Origin of the sequence: Proteus sp. LHD240705 (genome assembly GCF_047921555.1) — a bacterium.
Classification (GTDB): Bacteria; Pseudomonadota; Gammaproteobacteria; order Enterobacterales; family Enterobacteriaceae; genus Proteus.
On sequence record NZ_JBLRMI010000010.1, the window covers coordinates 44,463 to 61,462 of the forward strand.

Consider the following 17,000-nt stretch of genomic DNA (forward strand, 5'->3'; position numbering starts at 1 on the left):
AAACTATCAGCCTGCTATATTACTCGCCCCCCGATACATGTAGTTTTATAAAAAGAAGGAGAATTGATGCCGCATTCAACACCCCTCATTACCACCATTGTTGGTGGGTTAGCACTTGCTTACATTTTAGGCATGATCGCTCAACGGCTAAAAATCTCACCTTTAGTAGGATATCTTGCTGCGGGTGTACTCGCTGGTCCATTTACTCCCGGCTTTGTCGCTGATACATCTCTCGCCCCTGAACTCGCTGAAATTGGTGTTATTCTGCTAATGTTTGGTGTAGGTTTACATTTTTCGTTAAAAGATCTGATGGCAGTAAAAGCCATCGCTATTCCGGGTGCTATTGCTCAAATTGCAGTAGCAACACTATTAGGGTTGGGATTATCAGCATTTTTTGGCTGGGGTTTATTTAGTGGCATCGTGTTTGGTTTGTGTCTTTCAACTGCAAGTACCGTCGTTCTTTTACGAGCACTTGAAGAAAGAGGTCTAATTGATAGCCAACGAGGTCAAATTGCCATTGGTTGGTTGATTGTTGAAGACTTAGCAATGGTATTAGCCCTTGTACTACTCCCAGCTATTGCCAATATGCTGGAAAGCAGCGATCAAACCAATGTTTCTCAACTCATGATCAATTTAGGTATCACAATCGGTAAAGTCGTAGCCTTTATCTTAATCATGATGATTGTTGGTCGTAAGCTTATTCCGTGGATCTTAGCTAAAACCGCGGCAACAGGCTCTCGTGAACTCTTTACGCTGAGTGTATTAGCACTCGCTTTAGGTATCGCTTACGCTGCGGTGACTTTATTTGATGCCTCTTTCGCATTAGGTGCTTTCTTTGCGGGTATGGTGCTTAATGAGTCTGAGTTAAGCCACAGAGCCGCACAAGATACCTTGCCATTGCGTGATGCCTTTGCTGTTCTGTTCTTTGTGTCCGTTGGTATGCTGTTTGATCCAATGGTATTAATTGAACATCCTCTTGGTATCTTAGCAACACTGGCTATCATTATTATTGGTAAATCTGTCGCCGCGTTGGTGCTTGTACGAATGTTTGGGCATTCTCGACGAACAGCCTTAACCATTTCTGTCAGTCTTGCTCAAATTGGTGAGTTTGCCTTTATCCTTGCAGGTCTAGGTGTGGCGCTAAACGTTTTAGAGCCAGATGCACGTAATCTTGTTTTAGCTGGTGCTTTAGTCTCGATTATGCTAAACCCAGTTCTGTTCTCTTTATTAGACCGTTATCTGGCAAAAACAGAAACCAAAGAAGAAGTGGAACAGCTACAACAAGAAGAGCTGGAAGAAGAGATGCCTGTCCCTGTTGATATTTGTGGTCACGCCATTATCGTCGGCTATGGACGTGCAGGAAGCATGCTTGCTGAAAAATTATTAGCTCAATCTATTCCATTAGTGATTATCGAAAATAGTCGTAATAAATTTGCTGAGTTAAAAGAGAAAAGTTTAAACACAGTACTGGGTAATGCATCGACTAAAGAGTCACTTGCTTTAGCCCGTATTGATTGCGCTAAATCTTTATTACTGACGATACCGAATGGTTATGAAGCAGCAGATGTCGCTGAAACGGCAAGAAGTATGAACCCTGATTTAAATATCATTGTTCGCGCCCATTTTGACGATATTATCGTGCGAGCTAACTATGATGAAGAAGCTTCTTTTATCCTTGAAAAAGGCGCAAATCACGTCGTTATCGATGAAGATCAAACAGCATCTGCAATGGCGGATATGCTAATTAAAGAAGTTGAATTTGGTTGCGCTATTGATGATACACCTGAAAATGGTCAACAAATCATTGCACCTAGTGCAGCGCAATAATCAAACACAGGTAATCACTTAAATCCATAGAATTTAAGTCAATAAAAAACCTATCAATAAATGTTGATAGGTTTTTTTATTTCACACTGATAAAACAAGACTTAGAAACAATACAAACTTAGCGTTCCCAATAGGCTTCTTCCAAGCTGTCTTCTTTTTCAGGTAAACCGCGCGTCAAGCGTGGAGAATGCTGGCTTAATACTTGATAACTCACTCGGTTAGCATATTTACATACTTGTGCTAATGATGAGTAAGTTAAATAAGTCCGAGGATGCTTACTTGAATTTGGCACATTAATGCGATGATAGCTATTTGCTGTAATATCATGCAGTAATGCTGATAAGGCTGCATCACCCGCACCATTGGTATTCATAATTTTTTCAGGGCCACCCATATAAGGTTCAATATGAGAATAGACTTTCTCTGGCTCTTCACAATCTTTACGACGCATTGCTCGACTAAATTCATAACGATTAAATTCAGCAATAGCACCGGGTAATAAAGGATGTGTGGTTTGGCGCTTAAAGCTGTGTTCTGTATAGCCGCCCATATAAAGCCCAGCAGGTCCCGCAGTACAAAGCACTAAATCAACCCATTCTAAAGCAACATCGGAAGCCAACAGAGGATCTGCATGCCCAGTTAATTCAAAAGCTTCATCTTCATTCATGGCGACAACAGAAACGTGCTCTTTTAAGAAATCACGCCACCATTGTGGATCATCTGCAATAACATATTTTGTGCCAAGTGTGAGAACGACCGGCACATCATATTTTTTCGCATACTCAATCGCTTTCATGGTTGCTAGTGGCATCGGTTCACCTGGTTTACAGCGAACTAAGTAAGCCGTTAACACCAATGCGGAAGCTTCTGCAATCACCTCTTCCGGAATGCTTTCAGGTTTAAGTTGATTCATTTGACCGGGGCTAATAGCAAATGTGCGTTCACCATTTTCCGTGATCAGCGTAAAGCAGCGCCCAATGGCACCATCAACACCTTGGAGGTAATTGAGATCAGTACGGCTAGATGTGTTACATAAATAACGATAAGCATAGCTACCAATCTGAATGTTATTACACATAGTACCTAATAACACAGAGCGGTCGTCAGCCAATACAGAGTAGTTATGTAGCGTATTACCAATAGTGCCACCAGCGAATTCGTGTGTTATCAGATTATTGTCTGTTAATTCACGATAAAGTGCCTCTGCGACATCATCTTCAATAACAAGAGAGTGTCCCTGACTCAAGTTATAACGGTTAATAAACTCTTCATCAACTTTCGCTTCAATATCAACCAATGTTTGGTCAATACCCACGATATAAGCGCGAGAGGATTCACTCTCCGTCATATTGATGATGGGTTGTAATAGAGGATCTCGTAAACTAACGGGAAAATAGTGTTTGGATTTTCGTTTGCCAGGGAATTTCATTGTGAACGATGCTACACAGCTAAAAAAGATGCGCAATGTTAACACAATATTATGGGAGAGGCAGTAGGTGTACGTCAGTACACCTACTTATTTAAAGATATTTTTATGCGGTTTTACGACGGCTTCTTACCATATAGCTCAATAAAACACCCATAACAGACAGAATGAAACCAACAAAAGCGGCACCCACTAAAATCAGAGCACGTTTAGGTGCATCTTTTTTAGTTGGTTCGTAAGGCTTCAACATATATTTGAATGGTACAAATTGAAGCTCGCCTAATTTCACTTTTTCTAACTGTTGAATATTGTATAAACGGTTTTTCAGATCTGTGCTTACTGTTGTTGGATCAGTAATAGCTTCAGTGATTGCCAGTTTACTGCCTAATGCATCAGAACCCATTGCAATAGAGTAATCAGGATCATCTTTAATCTGCGCACCTTCACTTGAAATCGGTTTTTTCACGCCAGCCGCATTAGCAATTTCTAACGCATATTTTAGACGTTGCACATTCACATTACGTGCATTGGCAATACGCTCTAAATCCATTTCATAGGCTTTTTGCGCAAAACTTAATTTACGTTCAATTTGGTCATCAATTTCATCTTTTACTTCCATTCGCACTTTGGTGGAAATAAAACGAATATAACCAGAAAGTAAATCATAAGCCTCTTCTGAAGTTGGTGCAGTAAAGCTTAGATTAATTTCTCCACTAAACTCATCTTCACTTTTTTTATCATCTGAAGCTTTTAAATTAATGTCTTTGGTGACAATTGATTCAATAAGTCTACGTTGATCCAACGGCGTTGGATTTTCCATTTTAGCCAACAAATTTTTGTAATAATCCGTACTTATTAAATATTCTTCACGTAAAACACGAGAGTTATAGTTATTGATAAACTTTTGATAAACAGATGAACCATTCACACCAGTATCAATATCCACTAAGCTAAGCTCAGTCAATGTTGCTCTTAATTGCTTCATTTCATCAAGCATTGGCTTGGTAATTGCAGCTTGGCTCGTCCATTTTTGTGGTAAAAAACTTGCAACAGTAAAGCCAACGATAGCAAATAATAACGTGATACCAATAATGACAAATTTTGATTTATAAATAACAGAAAATAATTCAAAAAGATCGATTTCATCGTTCTGTTTTAGATAGAAATCGTCAAAATGTCCTTTATCAACTTCTGAAGATTGTGGTTTTGAAAGCTTACTATTCATTTTCCTGCCTAAATTTAGGTAATGCAGTGTCCGTTTATCAGCACTTTTAGTGGTTCACACTAAAATACTTAAAAAATGAGAAAAGATAAGTTTATATATAACTGAAATATGATCAAATTAATATATCATCAAATCCGATAATTTTATTTATCGAATTCAGTAATTATTTTTTACATACCTCTCTGATCATCGATTCTAGCAAGTCAATATGCTCAGGATCATCATTTAATGCCGGAATGTATTCATACTGTTTGCCACCACCATGAATAAAGAACTCTCGGTTCTGTTCATTAATTTCTTCTAATGTTTCCAAACAATCAGATGAAAATCCTGGGCACACAACCTGTACATGTTCAATCCCTTCACTTCCCAGTTTTTCCATCGTTTTATCCGTATAAGGCGATAGCCAAGGTTCACGGCCAAAACGTGACTGGAATGTCAACATGACTTGTTCTTTAGGATAACCTAGCTTCTCTTCTAATTGCTCTTTTAATTTTTCTGTTGTGAGGCAACACTCATCGTAATAAATATCACCCGTTTTGATAAAACGCTCAGGTATACCGTGGAAAGAGAGAATTAAACGATTAGGTTTGCCATATTGCTGAAAACTTTTCTCAATAGAGGTGACAAGTGCTTTGATATAAAGCGGATGAGTAGGATAACTACGAATAAAGTGAAGAGAGGGCATTGTACGCATGTCTTTAAAAATTCGACTGACACCATCAAATACCGCAGCAGAAGTAGAGCAAGAGTATTGAGGATAAAGTGGTAACAAAATAATGTTCTCAACACCTTGTTGTAATAGTTTTTCAACCCCTTCATTTAGTGATGGATTGCCATAACACATTCCTAACTCTACAGGGATATTAGGTAATCGCTGAGCAACCGCACGTTGTTGCGCTCGACTATAAACTAAAAGTGGCGATCCCTCATCCATCCAAATCTGTTGATACAATTTAGCCACTTTAGGTGAGCGAAACGGTAATATAGCCCCTTGTAATATTGGTTTCCAAATCAAAGGAGAAACATCAACAACACGAGGATCGCTAAGAAATTGTGCCAAATAACGTCGAACAGCCCCCGTTGTCGGCGCATCAGGTGTGCCTAGATTAACCAAAAGAACACCATACTTAGCATCATTCATACTATGACTCCTTAGAGTTATTTTATTAGGATAACCAAAGAGTAGAAGAATAAAGGAAAATAATAGATTGTGCTTGTCAATTTATTGGATCGCGCTTTTTATCTCATCTTCTTATTTTTAAGATAAAAAAAATCCCGGCTCAACCGGGATTAGTCATCACAATGACGAATTAGCCAAGGATACTTTTCAGTTCAGCGTTAATTTCGCTTACTTTTTGTGTACCATCAACTTTGAAGTATTTCGCATTGTTTGCTTTAGCTTCATTTTGGTAATAAGAAACTAATGGTGCAGTTTGAGTATGGTACTCAACTAAACGTTTACGAACAGTTTCTTCTTGGTCATCTTTACGCGTTGTTAATTCTTCACCCGTCACGTCATCACGATTTTCCACTTTAGGTGGATTAAATTTCACATGATAAACACGACCTGATGGTGCGTGAACACGACGACCAATAATACGATCGACAATGATTTCATCCGGTACAGCGAATTCCAGTACGAAATCCACGTTAATACCCGCTTCTTTCATTGCATCAGCTTGTGGAATTGTTCTTGGGAACCCATCCAACAAGAAACCATTACGGCAATCGTCTTGTTTGATGCGCTCTTTAACTAACGCAATAACTAATTCATCAGTCACTAACTGACCATTGTCCATCAGTGCTTTTGCTTTCAGTCCTAGTTCTGTACCTGCACTTACTGCCGCACGTAACATATCACCAGTTGAAATCTGTGGGATACCATAGTTTTCTTTAATGAATTGAGCCTGAGTGCCTTTACCAGCGCCTGGAGCGCCTAGCAGAATGATACGCATCGCGTAAATCCCCTTGCATTTAATTTTTTATATTTAAACTCGAAAACGCATTACCATACCATTTTGTGAGGTCATCGCTCAAGAAATCACGGTAGCGATTGCATTTTATTTTTTATCGAAAAAGAAAAAACCACGCTCTCTTTTCAGATAAACGTGGTTTAAATGTTTGAAAACGAAAACAGTTACGCTTTTTGAACTAAAAGTTGATTCACTAAGCGAATAAACTGGTTTGGATCCTCTAAAGAGCCTCTTTCAGCAAATAGAGCCTGATCCAGCAATAAATTTACCCAATCCGCAAACAACGCTTCATCGGTTAACTCGGCAGTTTGTTTCACTAATGGGTGATTTGGGTTCAGCTCAAAGTTATATTTCACTTCTGGTACTGCTTGTCCTGCTGCTGCAAACAACTTGGCCATTTGTGTTGTCATTTCATCAGCACTGGTTGTCACAATTGCCGGAGTATCTGTTAAACGATGTGTTAATTTCACATCTTTAACTTTATCCCCTAGCAAGGTTTTAATGCGTTCAACAAAAGGTGCTAATTGTTTATCTGTTTCTTCTTGCTCAGCCTGCTTCTCTTCATCAGCAAGTTTATCAAGAGATTCATCTGCTTTACTGACAGACTGGAATGATTTGCCATCAAACTCAGTCAGGTAATTCATCATCCACTCATCAATACGATCAGATAACAGCAGTACTTCGATACCTTTTTTGCGGAACAGCTCTAAATGAGGGCTATTTTTCGCAGCGGCATAGCTATCAGCAGTGATGTAATAGATTTTTTCTTGGCCTTCGACCATACGGTTAACGTAATCTTCCAGTGAAACTGTTTGAGCATCGCTGTCATTATGCGTTGATGCAAAACGCAGTAATTTAGCAATAGTTTCAATGTTAGATGAGTCTTCTGCTGGGCCTTCTTTTAAGACTAAACCAAACTCTTTCCAGAATGCTTGATACTCTTCAGGCTTGTTTTCTGCCAATTTTTGCAACATCTGTAATGCACGCTTAGTTAATGCACTGCGTAAATTACGTGTAACAGAGCTATCTTGTAAAATTTCACGAGAAACGTTTAACGGTAAATCATTAGAATCCACTAACCCACGGATAAAGCGTAGGTAATTAGGCATAAACTGCTCAGCTTCATCCATAATAAAGACACGCTGAACATAGAGTTTTAAACCATGGCGTTGTTCACGATTCCATAAATCCCAAGGCGCTTTTGAAGGCACATATAATAAGCTTGTATATTCTTGCTTACCTTCTACACGGTTATGTGCCCAGCTTAATGGATCTGCGAAATCATGAGAGATATGTTTATAAAACTCTTTATACTCTTCATCACTCACTTCAGCTTTGTTTCGAGTCCACAGTGCTTGCGCTTTATTAATTTTTTCCCATGTTACAGTGCCGTCTTCTTCATTTTTCGTTTCAATTTCAACAGGCAGAGAAATATGGTCGGAATATTTACTAATAATGCTACGCAGGCGCCAATCATCTAAATACTCATCTTCACCTTCACGTAAATGAAGCGTAATTTCAGTACCACGATCAGCTTTTTCAATATCAGCAACGGTGTAATCACCTTCACCTTCAGATTCCCAAAAAACACCTTTATCGGCGCTTTCACCAGCAGCCCGAGTACGTACTGTCACTTTATCTGCAACGATAAACGCAGAATAGAATCCAACACCAAACTGACCAATTAATTGGCTATCTTTAGCTTGATCTTGTCCGATAGATTCTAAGAATGATTTTGTACCTGATTTTGCAATAGTACCCAGATTATCAATGACTTCATCACGAGTCATACCAATACCATTATCACTGATAGTCAGAGTACGAGCTTCTTTATCAGTGGAAATGCGTACATGCAACTCGCCGTTATTTTCATAAAGCGCTGCATCTGATAATGCACGGAAACGCAATTTATCAGCCGCATCTGATGCGTTAGAAATCAATTCGCGAAGGAAAATTTCTTTATTGGAGTAAAGAGAATGGATCATTAATTGAAGAAGTTGTTTAACTTCTGACTGAAATCCTCTTGTTTCCTGACCTTTCATACTCATTTTTACCTCAATTAATCCTAATTTGGCGAAAAAAATCAATATGGATAAAAAGTGGGGATAGTTAAGCAAGTTTCAAGGGTTGAGTAAGAAATTAAGCTAATAAAAGTGATTACGCACCTTATATGATTAAAGTTTGAGCCAAAATAATACTTGTTGGATATTTTTAGTTGTATATTTTATTATACAGCGATATTAACTTGGGTTTATAACTATGAAAGCGTTATTACAGCACTGTTTATTGGGTATTGGCTTACTCTCCCTCTCTTTTTTCTCTTATGCAGATAGACAAATCGTAGACCAAATTGGTCGCACTGTTACCATTCCAGATAAAGTAGAAAGAACGGTAGTTTTACAACATCAAACCCTCAATTTATTAGTTCAGCTTGATGCAACAGATAAAATTGTTGGCGTGATGTCTAATTGGAAGCAACAACTTGGTGATGGATATGCACAATTAGCACCATCGCTAGAGAAAACACCTAAAGTCGGTGATCTCACCAGTTTTGATGCAGAGAGTTTAGTCAAACTGCAACCTCAAGTTGTCTTTGTCACCAATTATGCCCCTAAAGAGATGATTGATAAGATTTCTGCATTGGGTATTCCTGTTGTTGCAATTTCATTGCGTAAAGAGAGTAACGACGATAAATCAAAGCTTAATCCAATATTACAAAACGAAGAACAGGCTTATAACGAAGGGCTAAAAGAAGGTATTTTATTGATTGGTGATATCGTCAATAAATCAGAAAATGCACAAGCATTAGTTAACGATACCTTTAAACAACGTGAGCAGGTTAGCCAGCGCTTACAAGATATTCCTAAATCGCAACGAGTCCGTGCCTATATGGCCAATCCTGATTTAACCACTTATGGCTCAGGAAAATACACGGGACTTATGATGGAACATGCAGGCGCCTTTAATGTTGCCTCATCAACCGTCAAAGGCTATAAACAAGTTTCTTTAGAGCAAGTTATTGCATGGGATCCAGAAGTTATTTTTATTCAAGACAGATACCCTCAAGTTGTTGATGAAATCAAACAAGATGCACGTTGGCAAGTGATTAGTGCGGTTAAAAACAATCGCATTTATTTAATGCCTGAATATGCAAAAGCGTGGGGTTATCCAATGCCAGAAGCCATGGCAATCGGTGAATTGTGGATGGCAAAAAAACTCTATCCTGAAAAATTTAGTGATATCGATATGCAAAAAGCAGCTAATGATTGGTATCAAAAATTCTATCGTACTCAATATCAAGGAAAAGAGTAAGATATAACACCATGATATTTTCCCTTTTTGCAGCAGGTAGCTTAAAAACCACACTACCTGCTTTTATTGAGCATTATAAGCAGAAAACAGGCGAAAAGTGGGCGCTTACATTTGGACCCGCTGGACTTTTGCGTCAACGAATTGAACAAGGGGAAACCTGTCATTTATTTCTTTCTGCTGATGAAAATAATGCTCAACAATTAATCAAGAAAGGCTTTGCACTGCAATATGCCCCTTTTATTGCCAATCAGCTTTGCATTACCGCTCGTCGTAACGGTGTAAATGAAGAAGATAACTGGCTTAGTGTATTATCAAATACCGCATTAAAATTAGCGATATCCACACCAAAAGCAGATCCATCAGGGGATTACAGTTGGCAACTTTTTAATAATATTGCACAAATTAATCCAGAGTTAAGTCAGGCATTAAAAATGCGAGCACTTTCTTTGGTTGGAGGTAAGCATTCACTTACTATCCCTCAAGGTAGAATGGCTGCTCATTACTTAATTACAACACATCAAGCTGATGCCTTTATTGGCTACCAGCACTATCAAGCACAACTCAGTCAATTTCCTGAATTAAAGATATTCGATATTCCAAAGCCTTTTAATGTTACCGCGCACTATTGTGCAACACTTATTCATTCTCAGGCTTATAGTTTATATCAGGAGATATTATCTCCTTATGCTAAAGCGTATTTTATTAAAGCTGGATTTTTACCGCTAAGTTAGGTTTCCTTCTTAGCGGTAAGTAATCTTATGTTACATCGCTATTTTTGGGCGTCATTGACAATGATAGCGTTAGCACCTGCTTTTGCTTCATCTAATGCGTGTTTTATCGTATCAGCGTGAGCAAGTACAACACCTAAACGGCGAGAACCCGCAATTTCAGGCTTGGCGAAAAGGCGAATTTGACGATCCGCCTTCAATGCTTTTTCAATACCAGAATACACAATATTCGTACTATAAAGCTCAGGTAAAATAACCGCTGATGCACAAGGGCCTAATTGGCGAATTCCACCAATGGGATAGCCTAAAAAAGCACGAACATGAAGCGCAAACTCTGATAAATCTTGAGAAATTAGTGTCACCAATCCAGTATCATGAGGGCGAGGTGAGACTTCATTAAAAAATACCTCATCACCTTGAACAAACAACTCAACACCAAATAAACCATAGCCCCCTAAGTTCTCAACCACTTTACTCGCAATATGCTGTGCTTTAGCAAGCGCGATGTCACTCATCTTTTGAGGTTGCCATGATTCACGGTAATCCCCTTTTTCTTGTCGATGACCAATAGGGGCACAAAAATGGGTACCATCAACAGCGTGAATAGTCAGTAACGTGATCTCAAAATCAAACGGGATCATTTTTTCAACGATAACGCGTCCTTTTCCTGCTCTCCCGCCCTCTTGCGAGTAAGTCCAAGCTTGAGCTAAATCGTTTTCATTACGAATAACACTTTGCCCTTTTCCAGATGAACTCATGACAGGTTTTACAATACAAGGGAAGCCTATTTCTAGAGCAGCTTTTTTAAAGCTCACTTCATCATCAACAAATTGATAGTTCGATGTAGGTAAATGCAGTGTTTCCGAGGCTAAACGACGAATACCTTCTCTATCCATAGTTAGCTTTACAGCACGGGCACAAGGAACAACTTTTTGCCCCGCTTGTTCTAATTCAACCAGTAACGTTGTTGCAATAGCCTCAATTTCAGGAACGATAAAATCAGGTCGCTCTTGTTCAATAACTTGCTTTAACGCATCGCTATCCAACATATTTACAACATAATGACGATGAGCAATATGCATAGCTGGAGCATTGATATAGCGATCAACGGCAATCACTTCAATTCCCAAGCGTTGGCATTCTATCGCGACTTCTTTGCCTAATTCACCGGCACCTAATAACATCACTTTTGTTGCACTTGCTGTAAGAGCCGTACCCAGCACTGTCATTTTTTATCCTCACCATTAATAAAAACCACAATCACGCAAACGATTGCCTTTCATATAGCATAGCGGATTTAGCTTGATAGAAAAATAGCCAGACAAAAAAATAATCAGACAGATAAATAAAACAATTACATTGTTTGGCTACGCTTTCCTTTTTGAATTTTTAGATAATTAAGGCGTTTTCGGATAAGTGCTAAGATACAGCATAAAAGCCCTAACCAAATCAGTGAGAAACTCACGCCTTTTACTTCATCAAAAGATTCGTGGAATAAGAAAACAGCCAGTAAAAATTGAATGGTAGGTTCAATGTATTGCGCTAATCCTATCACGGTTAACGTGGTTCGTTTGACTGCAGCAGTAAAGAATAATAACGGCAAGATAGTCACTGGTGCTGTTAAGATATAATAAAAACGAGTCAAATTATCAGCCGAAGGTAATGCACTTTTATCGGTAACAACCAACCAAATCGTAGCGCCTATTGCTAATGGCATTAACCAAAGAGTTTCCATAAATAAAGACGTGATCACATCAAAACGAATAAACTTACGAATTAATCCATATACAGCAAATGCACCGCCCATCATTATAGCCAATACAGGTAATTCACCGTACATCCACAATTGATAGCCCACACCAGCACAAATTAAAGCAACAGCCCATTTTTCTGCTGAATTAAGCTTTTCTTTAAGAAATATGACGCCTAATAAAATTGAGAAAAGCGGATTAATAAAATACCCCAAGCTCGCTTCTAATACTTGTTGATGTGTTAATGCATAGGTAAATGTACACCAAGAAACGGCCATAGCCATTGAGCTAAATAGACACATAAAAATAGAGCGCTTATCTTGTAAAACAGCGCGCCATCGTGTCCTATTTTTAATAAAGAGTCGTACGAGTAATAAAAGAGGGATAGACCAGATCAAACGCTGAGCCAACATTTCTAACGGCTGCGCTCCCGGTAACAGCCGATAAAACAGAGGAGTAATTCCCCAAAGAATATAAGAAAAAATGGCTAATACCGCGCCCGATTGAGCCCACATTTAATGTTCCATCAATAAAAGTCGATAAGATTTAATATCATACGCTTAAAACCGACAGAACAATATGATCAGCATCGCTGATTGATTGATTAAACATCAGTACAACAGCATAGATGAGATAAAAAAATCTCCACAAATAACCACTCCGAGAAAAGTCGTTATAAATGGAGAATAGGAAAATCCATTAAGGGAAAACCGTGGTAAAAACCACAACCAGAAAAAATAGGTAAGTTGTTAGAAAATCTCCCTAACATGCAAAGGCGGTTGCTGCTGAACAAAATCATGTAATTTTTTACGACTTGGTGCCGCGGCTATTGCCCCCTTTTTAGTGGTGGCTAAAGCGCCACAAGCAGCTGCTTGCGTCACTATTTTTGATAGATATGGTTCATCTTCAGCAAAACCATATTCAGCAAGCGCAGCTAACAAGCCTGACATAAAGGCATCGCCAGCACCGGTTGTATCAATACATTCAACGATAAAGGCACTAAATGCGACTTGGGTATTTGGCGTTAAAACTAAACAACCTTTAGAGCCTTGGGTGATCACTTTTAAACGAGCGGGATAATCTTCTAATTTTTTAAGTGCATTATTCAATGTCACTTCTTGTGTCATCCACGTAAGCTCATCTTCGGATAATTTTAATATGTCTGCTTTATGCGCATAATTATCAATAACTTCGCGCATTTCTTCATGATCACACCACATTTGAGGTCGTAAATTAATATCAAAACTCAGTAGTGAACCGCTTTCTTTAATATTTTTGATTGCACAATCTAAGGTCGAGCGACAAATGGGATTCACTAATGCTAAAGAGCAAAAATGCAAAATATCTTTTTCAAACGCAGGTAAAGATTTTTCTGTTAAAAATTGATCCGCAGACTCAGCAACTAAAAAAGTAAAATCACGCTCACCATTTTCTTGTAAAGAGACAAGAACAGTACTGGTACGATGAAACTCATCAAATTCCATTGCACGAGTATCAACGCCCAGATCAAACAATGTTTTTTGCATAAAATGGCCGAACGCATCTTCACCTACACGTCCAATAAAACCACTTTGTTGACCAAGCTTAGCAACGCCAGCAGCAACATTGACTGGCGCGCCACCAGCACATGCTTCATATTGCATGTTTTGCAATGGGATCAAGTCAACAACAGCGTCACCTAAAGACCAGACTTTCATAATCTCTCCTGAAGATAAGCAATTATTTTTCTTAACTATATTCTGTTTTTATGACTATTCATAACGAATAAGTAAAGATATTGCTCGTAAATCCACACTGATAACGTTAACATAATGAGATAAGATGATAAAGTCAATCTCATGCATCGTATTTTTTTCACTCTAAATGTTATCGTTAACAACAAGAGTAATAGTGTGATTACATCTGTTCTTTACCCTTTTGTGATCTTAAAAACACACTAATAACTCTAAAATATAATAAGGATAATGATATGAAACACCGCTTAGAACAATCAACAAAAGCCCTAAATACCTTGATTGAAAAACGAGGCAATAAATTTTATCCCCAGTTTCATTTGGCAGCGCCTGCGGGTTGGTTAAATGATCCTAATGGTCTTATTTATCATGATGGTTTATATCACGCCTTTTATCAGCACCATCCTTATTCTCAAGATTGGGGACCAATGCATTGGGGACATGCCACAAGTACCGATATGATCCACTGGCAACATCAACCTATTGCGTTAGCACCAGGAGATGACTACGACAAAAGTGGTTGCTTCTCAGGATCAGCAATTAGCCATGACGGTAAACTCTATCTTTTCTATACCGGACACAATTGGTTAGCCGCCGAAGGGGATGATAATCAAATCTATGAAGCGCAATGTGTTGCTATCAGTGAAGATGGCATTCATTTTGAGAAAAAAGGGATCGTTTTAGAACCCCCTAAAGGTTATATGCATTTTCGTGATCCTAAAGTCTGGTATCAAGACGGTAAATGGTGGATGGTTGTTGGTGCTCGTGATGAAAAAGATCAAGGACAAGTCCTACTTTTCTCTAGCGAAACCTTATTTGAGGAAGGTCAACAGTGGAACAACGATTACACTGTTTTAGGAAAAACGGATGATAAAAATGTCTATATGTGGGAGTGCCCTGATTTCTTCCCTATTAGCCAAGAAAACGAATTTGCAATCGTCTTCTCACCACAAGGAAAACGAGCCGAAGGCTATCAATATCGCAATCTCTTTCAATCAGGGGCATTAATTGGCCAGTGGTCGCCAAATCAACCTTTTAAACCACAAGGTCACTTTATTGAACTTGATAATGGCCATGACTATTATGCGCCACAATCATTTACGACACCTGATGGTCGTCGTGTTTCAATGGGATGGATGGATATGTGGAATTCGCCAATGCCTTCAAAATCTGAATTTTGGTCTGGCTGTTTTACACTCCCTCGTGAAATCACGTTTGATAAATCCAAAAATCGCTTACGCATGATCCCCGTTAAAGAAGTCGAATCATTGCGCCAAGAAAAACAGACTATCCAGCCATTAACACTCAGTAATCAATCTATCGAGCTAATAAATAATACTGCCGCTATCGAACTCGACTTAACGTTATCTTTAGACAGTCATGCTGAAAAATTTGGCTTATGGCTAGGTGAAGGGCTTGAGCTATTTGTTGATAATCAATCACATCGTTTAGTTCTTAACCGCCATTATCCTCAGCACAATATGAGTGGAGCTAGAAGTATTCCATTACCTGAAGGTTGTGAATTGAATTTACGTATTTTCATTGATCGTTCATCAATTGAAGTCTTTGTAAATAAAGGCGAATTCACCTTTAGCAGCCGATATTATGCTCAACAAGATACTCAAACTTTACGTCTTTTTGCCATGAATGGCGATGCAACACTGATTAATGGTCAATATTGGCTGCTAAATAGTATTTACTGATATTGAGAAGGTAAGTAAGACGTGAGTCTTTAAATAGACTCACGTTCAACTAATTGACAAGGTACGTGTACGGTATCTCTATGGTTTCGTTCTTGAATAATATGCAACGTCGCTTCTTTACCTAATTCATAATGAGGCAGTTGTACCGTTGTTAATGGTGGATAAAACAATTCTCCCGTACCAATCATATTATCGTATCCCAAAACAGCCACTTGCTCTGGAATACGTAACCCCATAGAAAGTAAAACTTGGTAAGCGAGAAAAGCGATACGGTCATTACCACAAATGAGAATATCAAAGTCAGCCTTTTGATGAACACAATGCTTTTTCAATATTTCAATCACATCACGGTAGTGTTCATCTCCAAACATCATCGTATATTGTTGTAGATCCGCCAATGGTAGCCCAGCCTCTTGCCAAGCATCTTCAACGGCTTTACGACGAATAGGGCCTGCAACAGACTCTTCAGGTATATAAAAGCACAAAGGACGGCGATACCCTTTCTCGATGACTTTTTTCATCCCAAAATACTGTCCATGATAATCATCGGGAATATAAGTTGGAAAAGCGTGCGTTTTATCTAAACAGTTTGCTAACACTAAATTCTTATCGAGCAACTTTTCATGTACGGTGATTTCACGCAACCCCATCGTGGTATAAATAATACCATCTGGACGTTGAGCCAAAAGTTGCCAAATGGCATTTTCATAACAATCTTGTGCAGTCAAATTAACAACAAATGAACTCCAACCAAATTCTCTTGCGGTTTGTTCTATCGATAAAATCATTTCCACAGAAAACGGTGTCGTTGCGGTATCAATTGCCAGAACACCAATTGATGATACTTTTGTTCCTTGACCACGAATTTTTCGTGCAGAATAATCTGGAACATAGTTAAGTTGATCAATCGCATTTTGGACTTGTTTCAGTGTTTCTGGTTTTAATAACTCAGGGTTATTAATCGCTCTTGAGACTGTCATCAAAGAAACGGATGCAAGTCGAGCTACATCTTTCAGTGACGCCATAGCATTGGCTCGGTTGGTTTATTAAAAAGGGTCAGTAGAAATAAAGTGCTATTTTACAAGAAGTAAAGCCAAAAAGCCACAAAGGGAATTGTATTGTAACTAAATGCGACTATTAATTACTTCATAAAAAAACACCTAAATATATTATTTTTTTACTTATTAAGTGAGTTTAATATAGTTAAAATCACTTACGATAAAAAACTTAGTTACAATTAATAATAGTTATCTCATCCTTTCATTATAGAAATAAATTATTCTTATCTATAAAATACAAATATTGAAACAAAACAAAGT

13 protein-coding genes are annotated in these 17,000 nt (G+C 38.4%); 4 read left to right on the plus strand and 9 right to left on the minus strand.

The features are described from left to right. Positions 1-66: 66 nt before the first annotated feature. Complete coding sequence (gene ybaL / locus ACNART_RS15985; protein ID WP_198625892.1) at positions 67-1,827, plus strand: YbaL family putative K(+) efflux transporter; 1,761 nt, start codon at positions 67-69, stop codon at positions 1,825-1,827. 118 nt (positions 1,828-1,945) lie between these two features. On the opposite strand, the gene ACNART_RS15990 is transcribed toward ybaL, so the two are convergent. The 5 genes from ACNART_RS15990 to htpG form a co-directional block, all read right to left on the minus strand. Continuing rightward, a complete protein-coding gene (locus tag ACNART_RS15990; protein WP_194951070.1) occupies positions 1,946-3,256 on the minus strand; it encodes an inosine/guanosine kinase in 1,311 nt (436 codons plus the stop codon). A 103-nt stretch (positions 3,257-3,359) separates the two neighbouring features. Further along, complete coding sequence (wzz(fepE), locus tag ACNART_RS15995; RefSeq protein ID WP_368927847.1) at positions 3,360-4,478, minus strand: LPS O-antigen length regulator Wzz(fepE); 1,119 nt, start codon at positions 4,476-4,478, stop codon at positions 3,360-3,362. Positions 4,479-4,641: 163 nt separating this feature from the next. Then, entirely contained in the window at positions 4,642-5,622 is a 981-nt protein-coding gene (hemH, locus tag ACNART_RS16000; protein ID WP_368927849.1) for a ferrochelatase, read from the minus strand. A 169-nt stretch (positions 5,623-5,791) separates the two neighbouring features. Continuing rightward, positions 5,792-6,436: an adenylate kinase gene (adk, locus tag ACNART_RS16005; RefSeq protein WP_109371369.1), complete on the minus strand. Its 645-nt coding sequence runs from the start codon at positions 6,434-6,436 to the stop codon at positions 5,792-5,794. A 182-nt stretch (positions 6,437-6,618) separates the two neighbouring features. Beyond that, positions 6,619-8,502: a molecular chaperone HtpG gene (gene htpG / locus ACNART_RS16010; protein ID WP_196564422.1), complete on the minus strand. Its 1,884-nt coding sequence runs from the start codon at positions 8,500-8,502 to the stop codon at positions 6,619-6,621. A 211-nt stretch (positions 8,503-8,713) separates the two neighbouring features. On the opposite strand from htpG, the gene ACNART_RS16015 reads away from it, so the two are divergent. Next, the gene (locus ACNART_RS16015) at positions 8,714-9,766 is read left to right on the plus strand and encodes an ABC transporter substrate-binding protein (protein ID WP_368927850.1); all 1,053 of its coding nucleotides are present in this window, start codon (positions 8,714-8,716) and stop codon (positions 9,764-9,766) included. 11 nt (positions 9,767-9,777) lie between these two features. Then, positions 9,778-10,497: a substrate-binding domain-containing protein gene (locus ACNART_RS16020; RefSeq protein ID WP_198620854.1), complete on the plus strand. Its 720-nt coding sequence runs from the start codon at positions 9,778-9,780 to the stop codon at positions 10,495-10,497. A gap of 38 nt (positions 10,498-10,535) precedes the next feature. On the opposite strand, the gene purT is transcribed toward ACNART_RS16020, so the two are convergent. From purT to ACNART_RS16035, 3 genes are all read right to left on the minus strand, one after another. Next, positions 10,536-11,723, minus strand: coding sequence for a formate-dependent phosphoribosylglycinamide formyltransferase (purT, locus tag ACNART_RS16025; RefSeq protein WP_198625896.1), 1,188 nt, complete (start codon positions 11,721-11,723; stop codon positions 10,536-10,538). A 125-nt stretch (positions 11,724-11,848) separates the two neighbouring features. Continuing rightward, complete coding sequence (gene rarD / locus ACNART_RS16030; RefSeq protein WP_368927851.1) at positions 11,849-12,760, minus strand: EamA family transporter RarD; 912 nt, start codon at positions 12,758-12,760, stop codon at positions 11,849-11,851. Positions 12,761-12,994: 234 nt separating this feature from the next. Next, the gene (locus ACNART_RS16035) at positions 12,995-13,942 is read right to left on the minus strand and encodes an aminoimidazole riboside kinase (protein WP_198625898.1); all 948 of its coding nucleotides are present in this window, start codon (positions 13,940-13,942) and stop codon (positions 12,995-12,997) included. A 272-nt stretch (positions 13,943-14,214) separates the two neighbouring features. Between ACNART_RS16035 and ACNART_RS16040 the strand changes: the two genes are divergently transcribed. Continuing rightward, on the plus strand, positions 14,215-15,681 hold the full coding sequence (locus ACNART_RS16040) for a glycoside hydrolase family 32 protein (RefSeq protein ID WP_368927852.1): 1,467 nt from the start codon (positions 14,215-14,217) through the stop codon (positions 15,679-15,681). Positions 15,682-15,710: 29 nt separating this feature from the next. On the opposite strand, the gene ACNART_RS16045 is transcribed toward ACNART_RS16040, so the two are convergent. Continuing rightward, positions 15,711-16,706 carry a LacI family DNA-binding transcriptional regulator gene (locus ACNART_RS16045; RefSeq protein WP_196533975.1) on the minus strand — a complete coding sequence of 332 codons (996 nt, stop codon included), beginning with the start codon at positions 16,704-16,706 and terminating at the stop codon, positions 15,711-15,713. Positions 16,707-17,000: the final 294 nt, after the last annotated feature.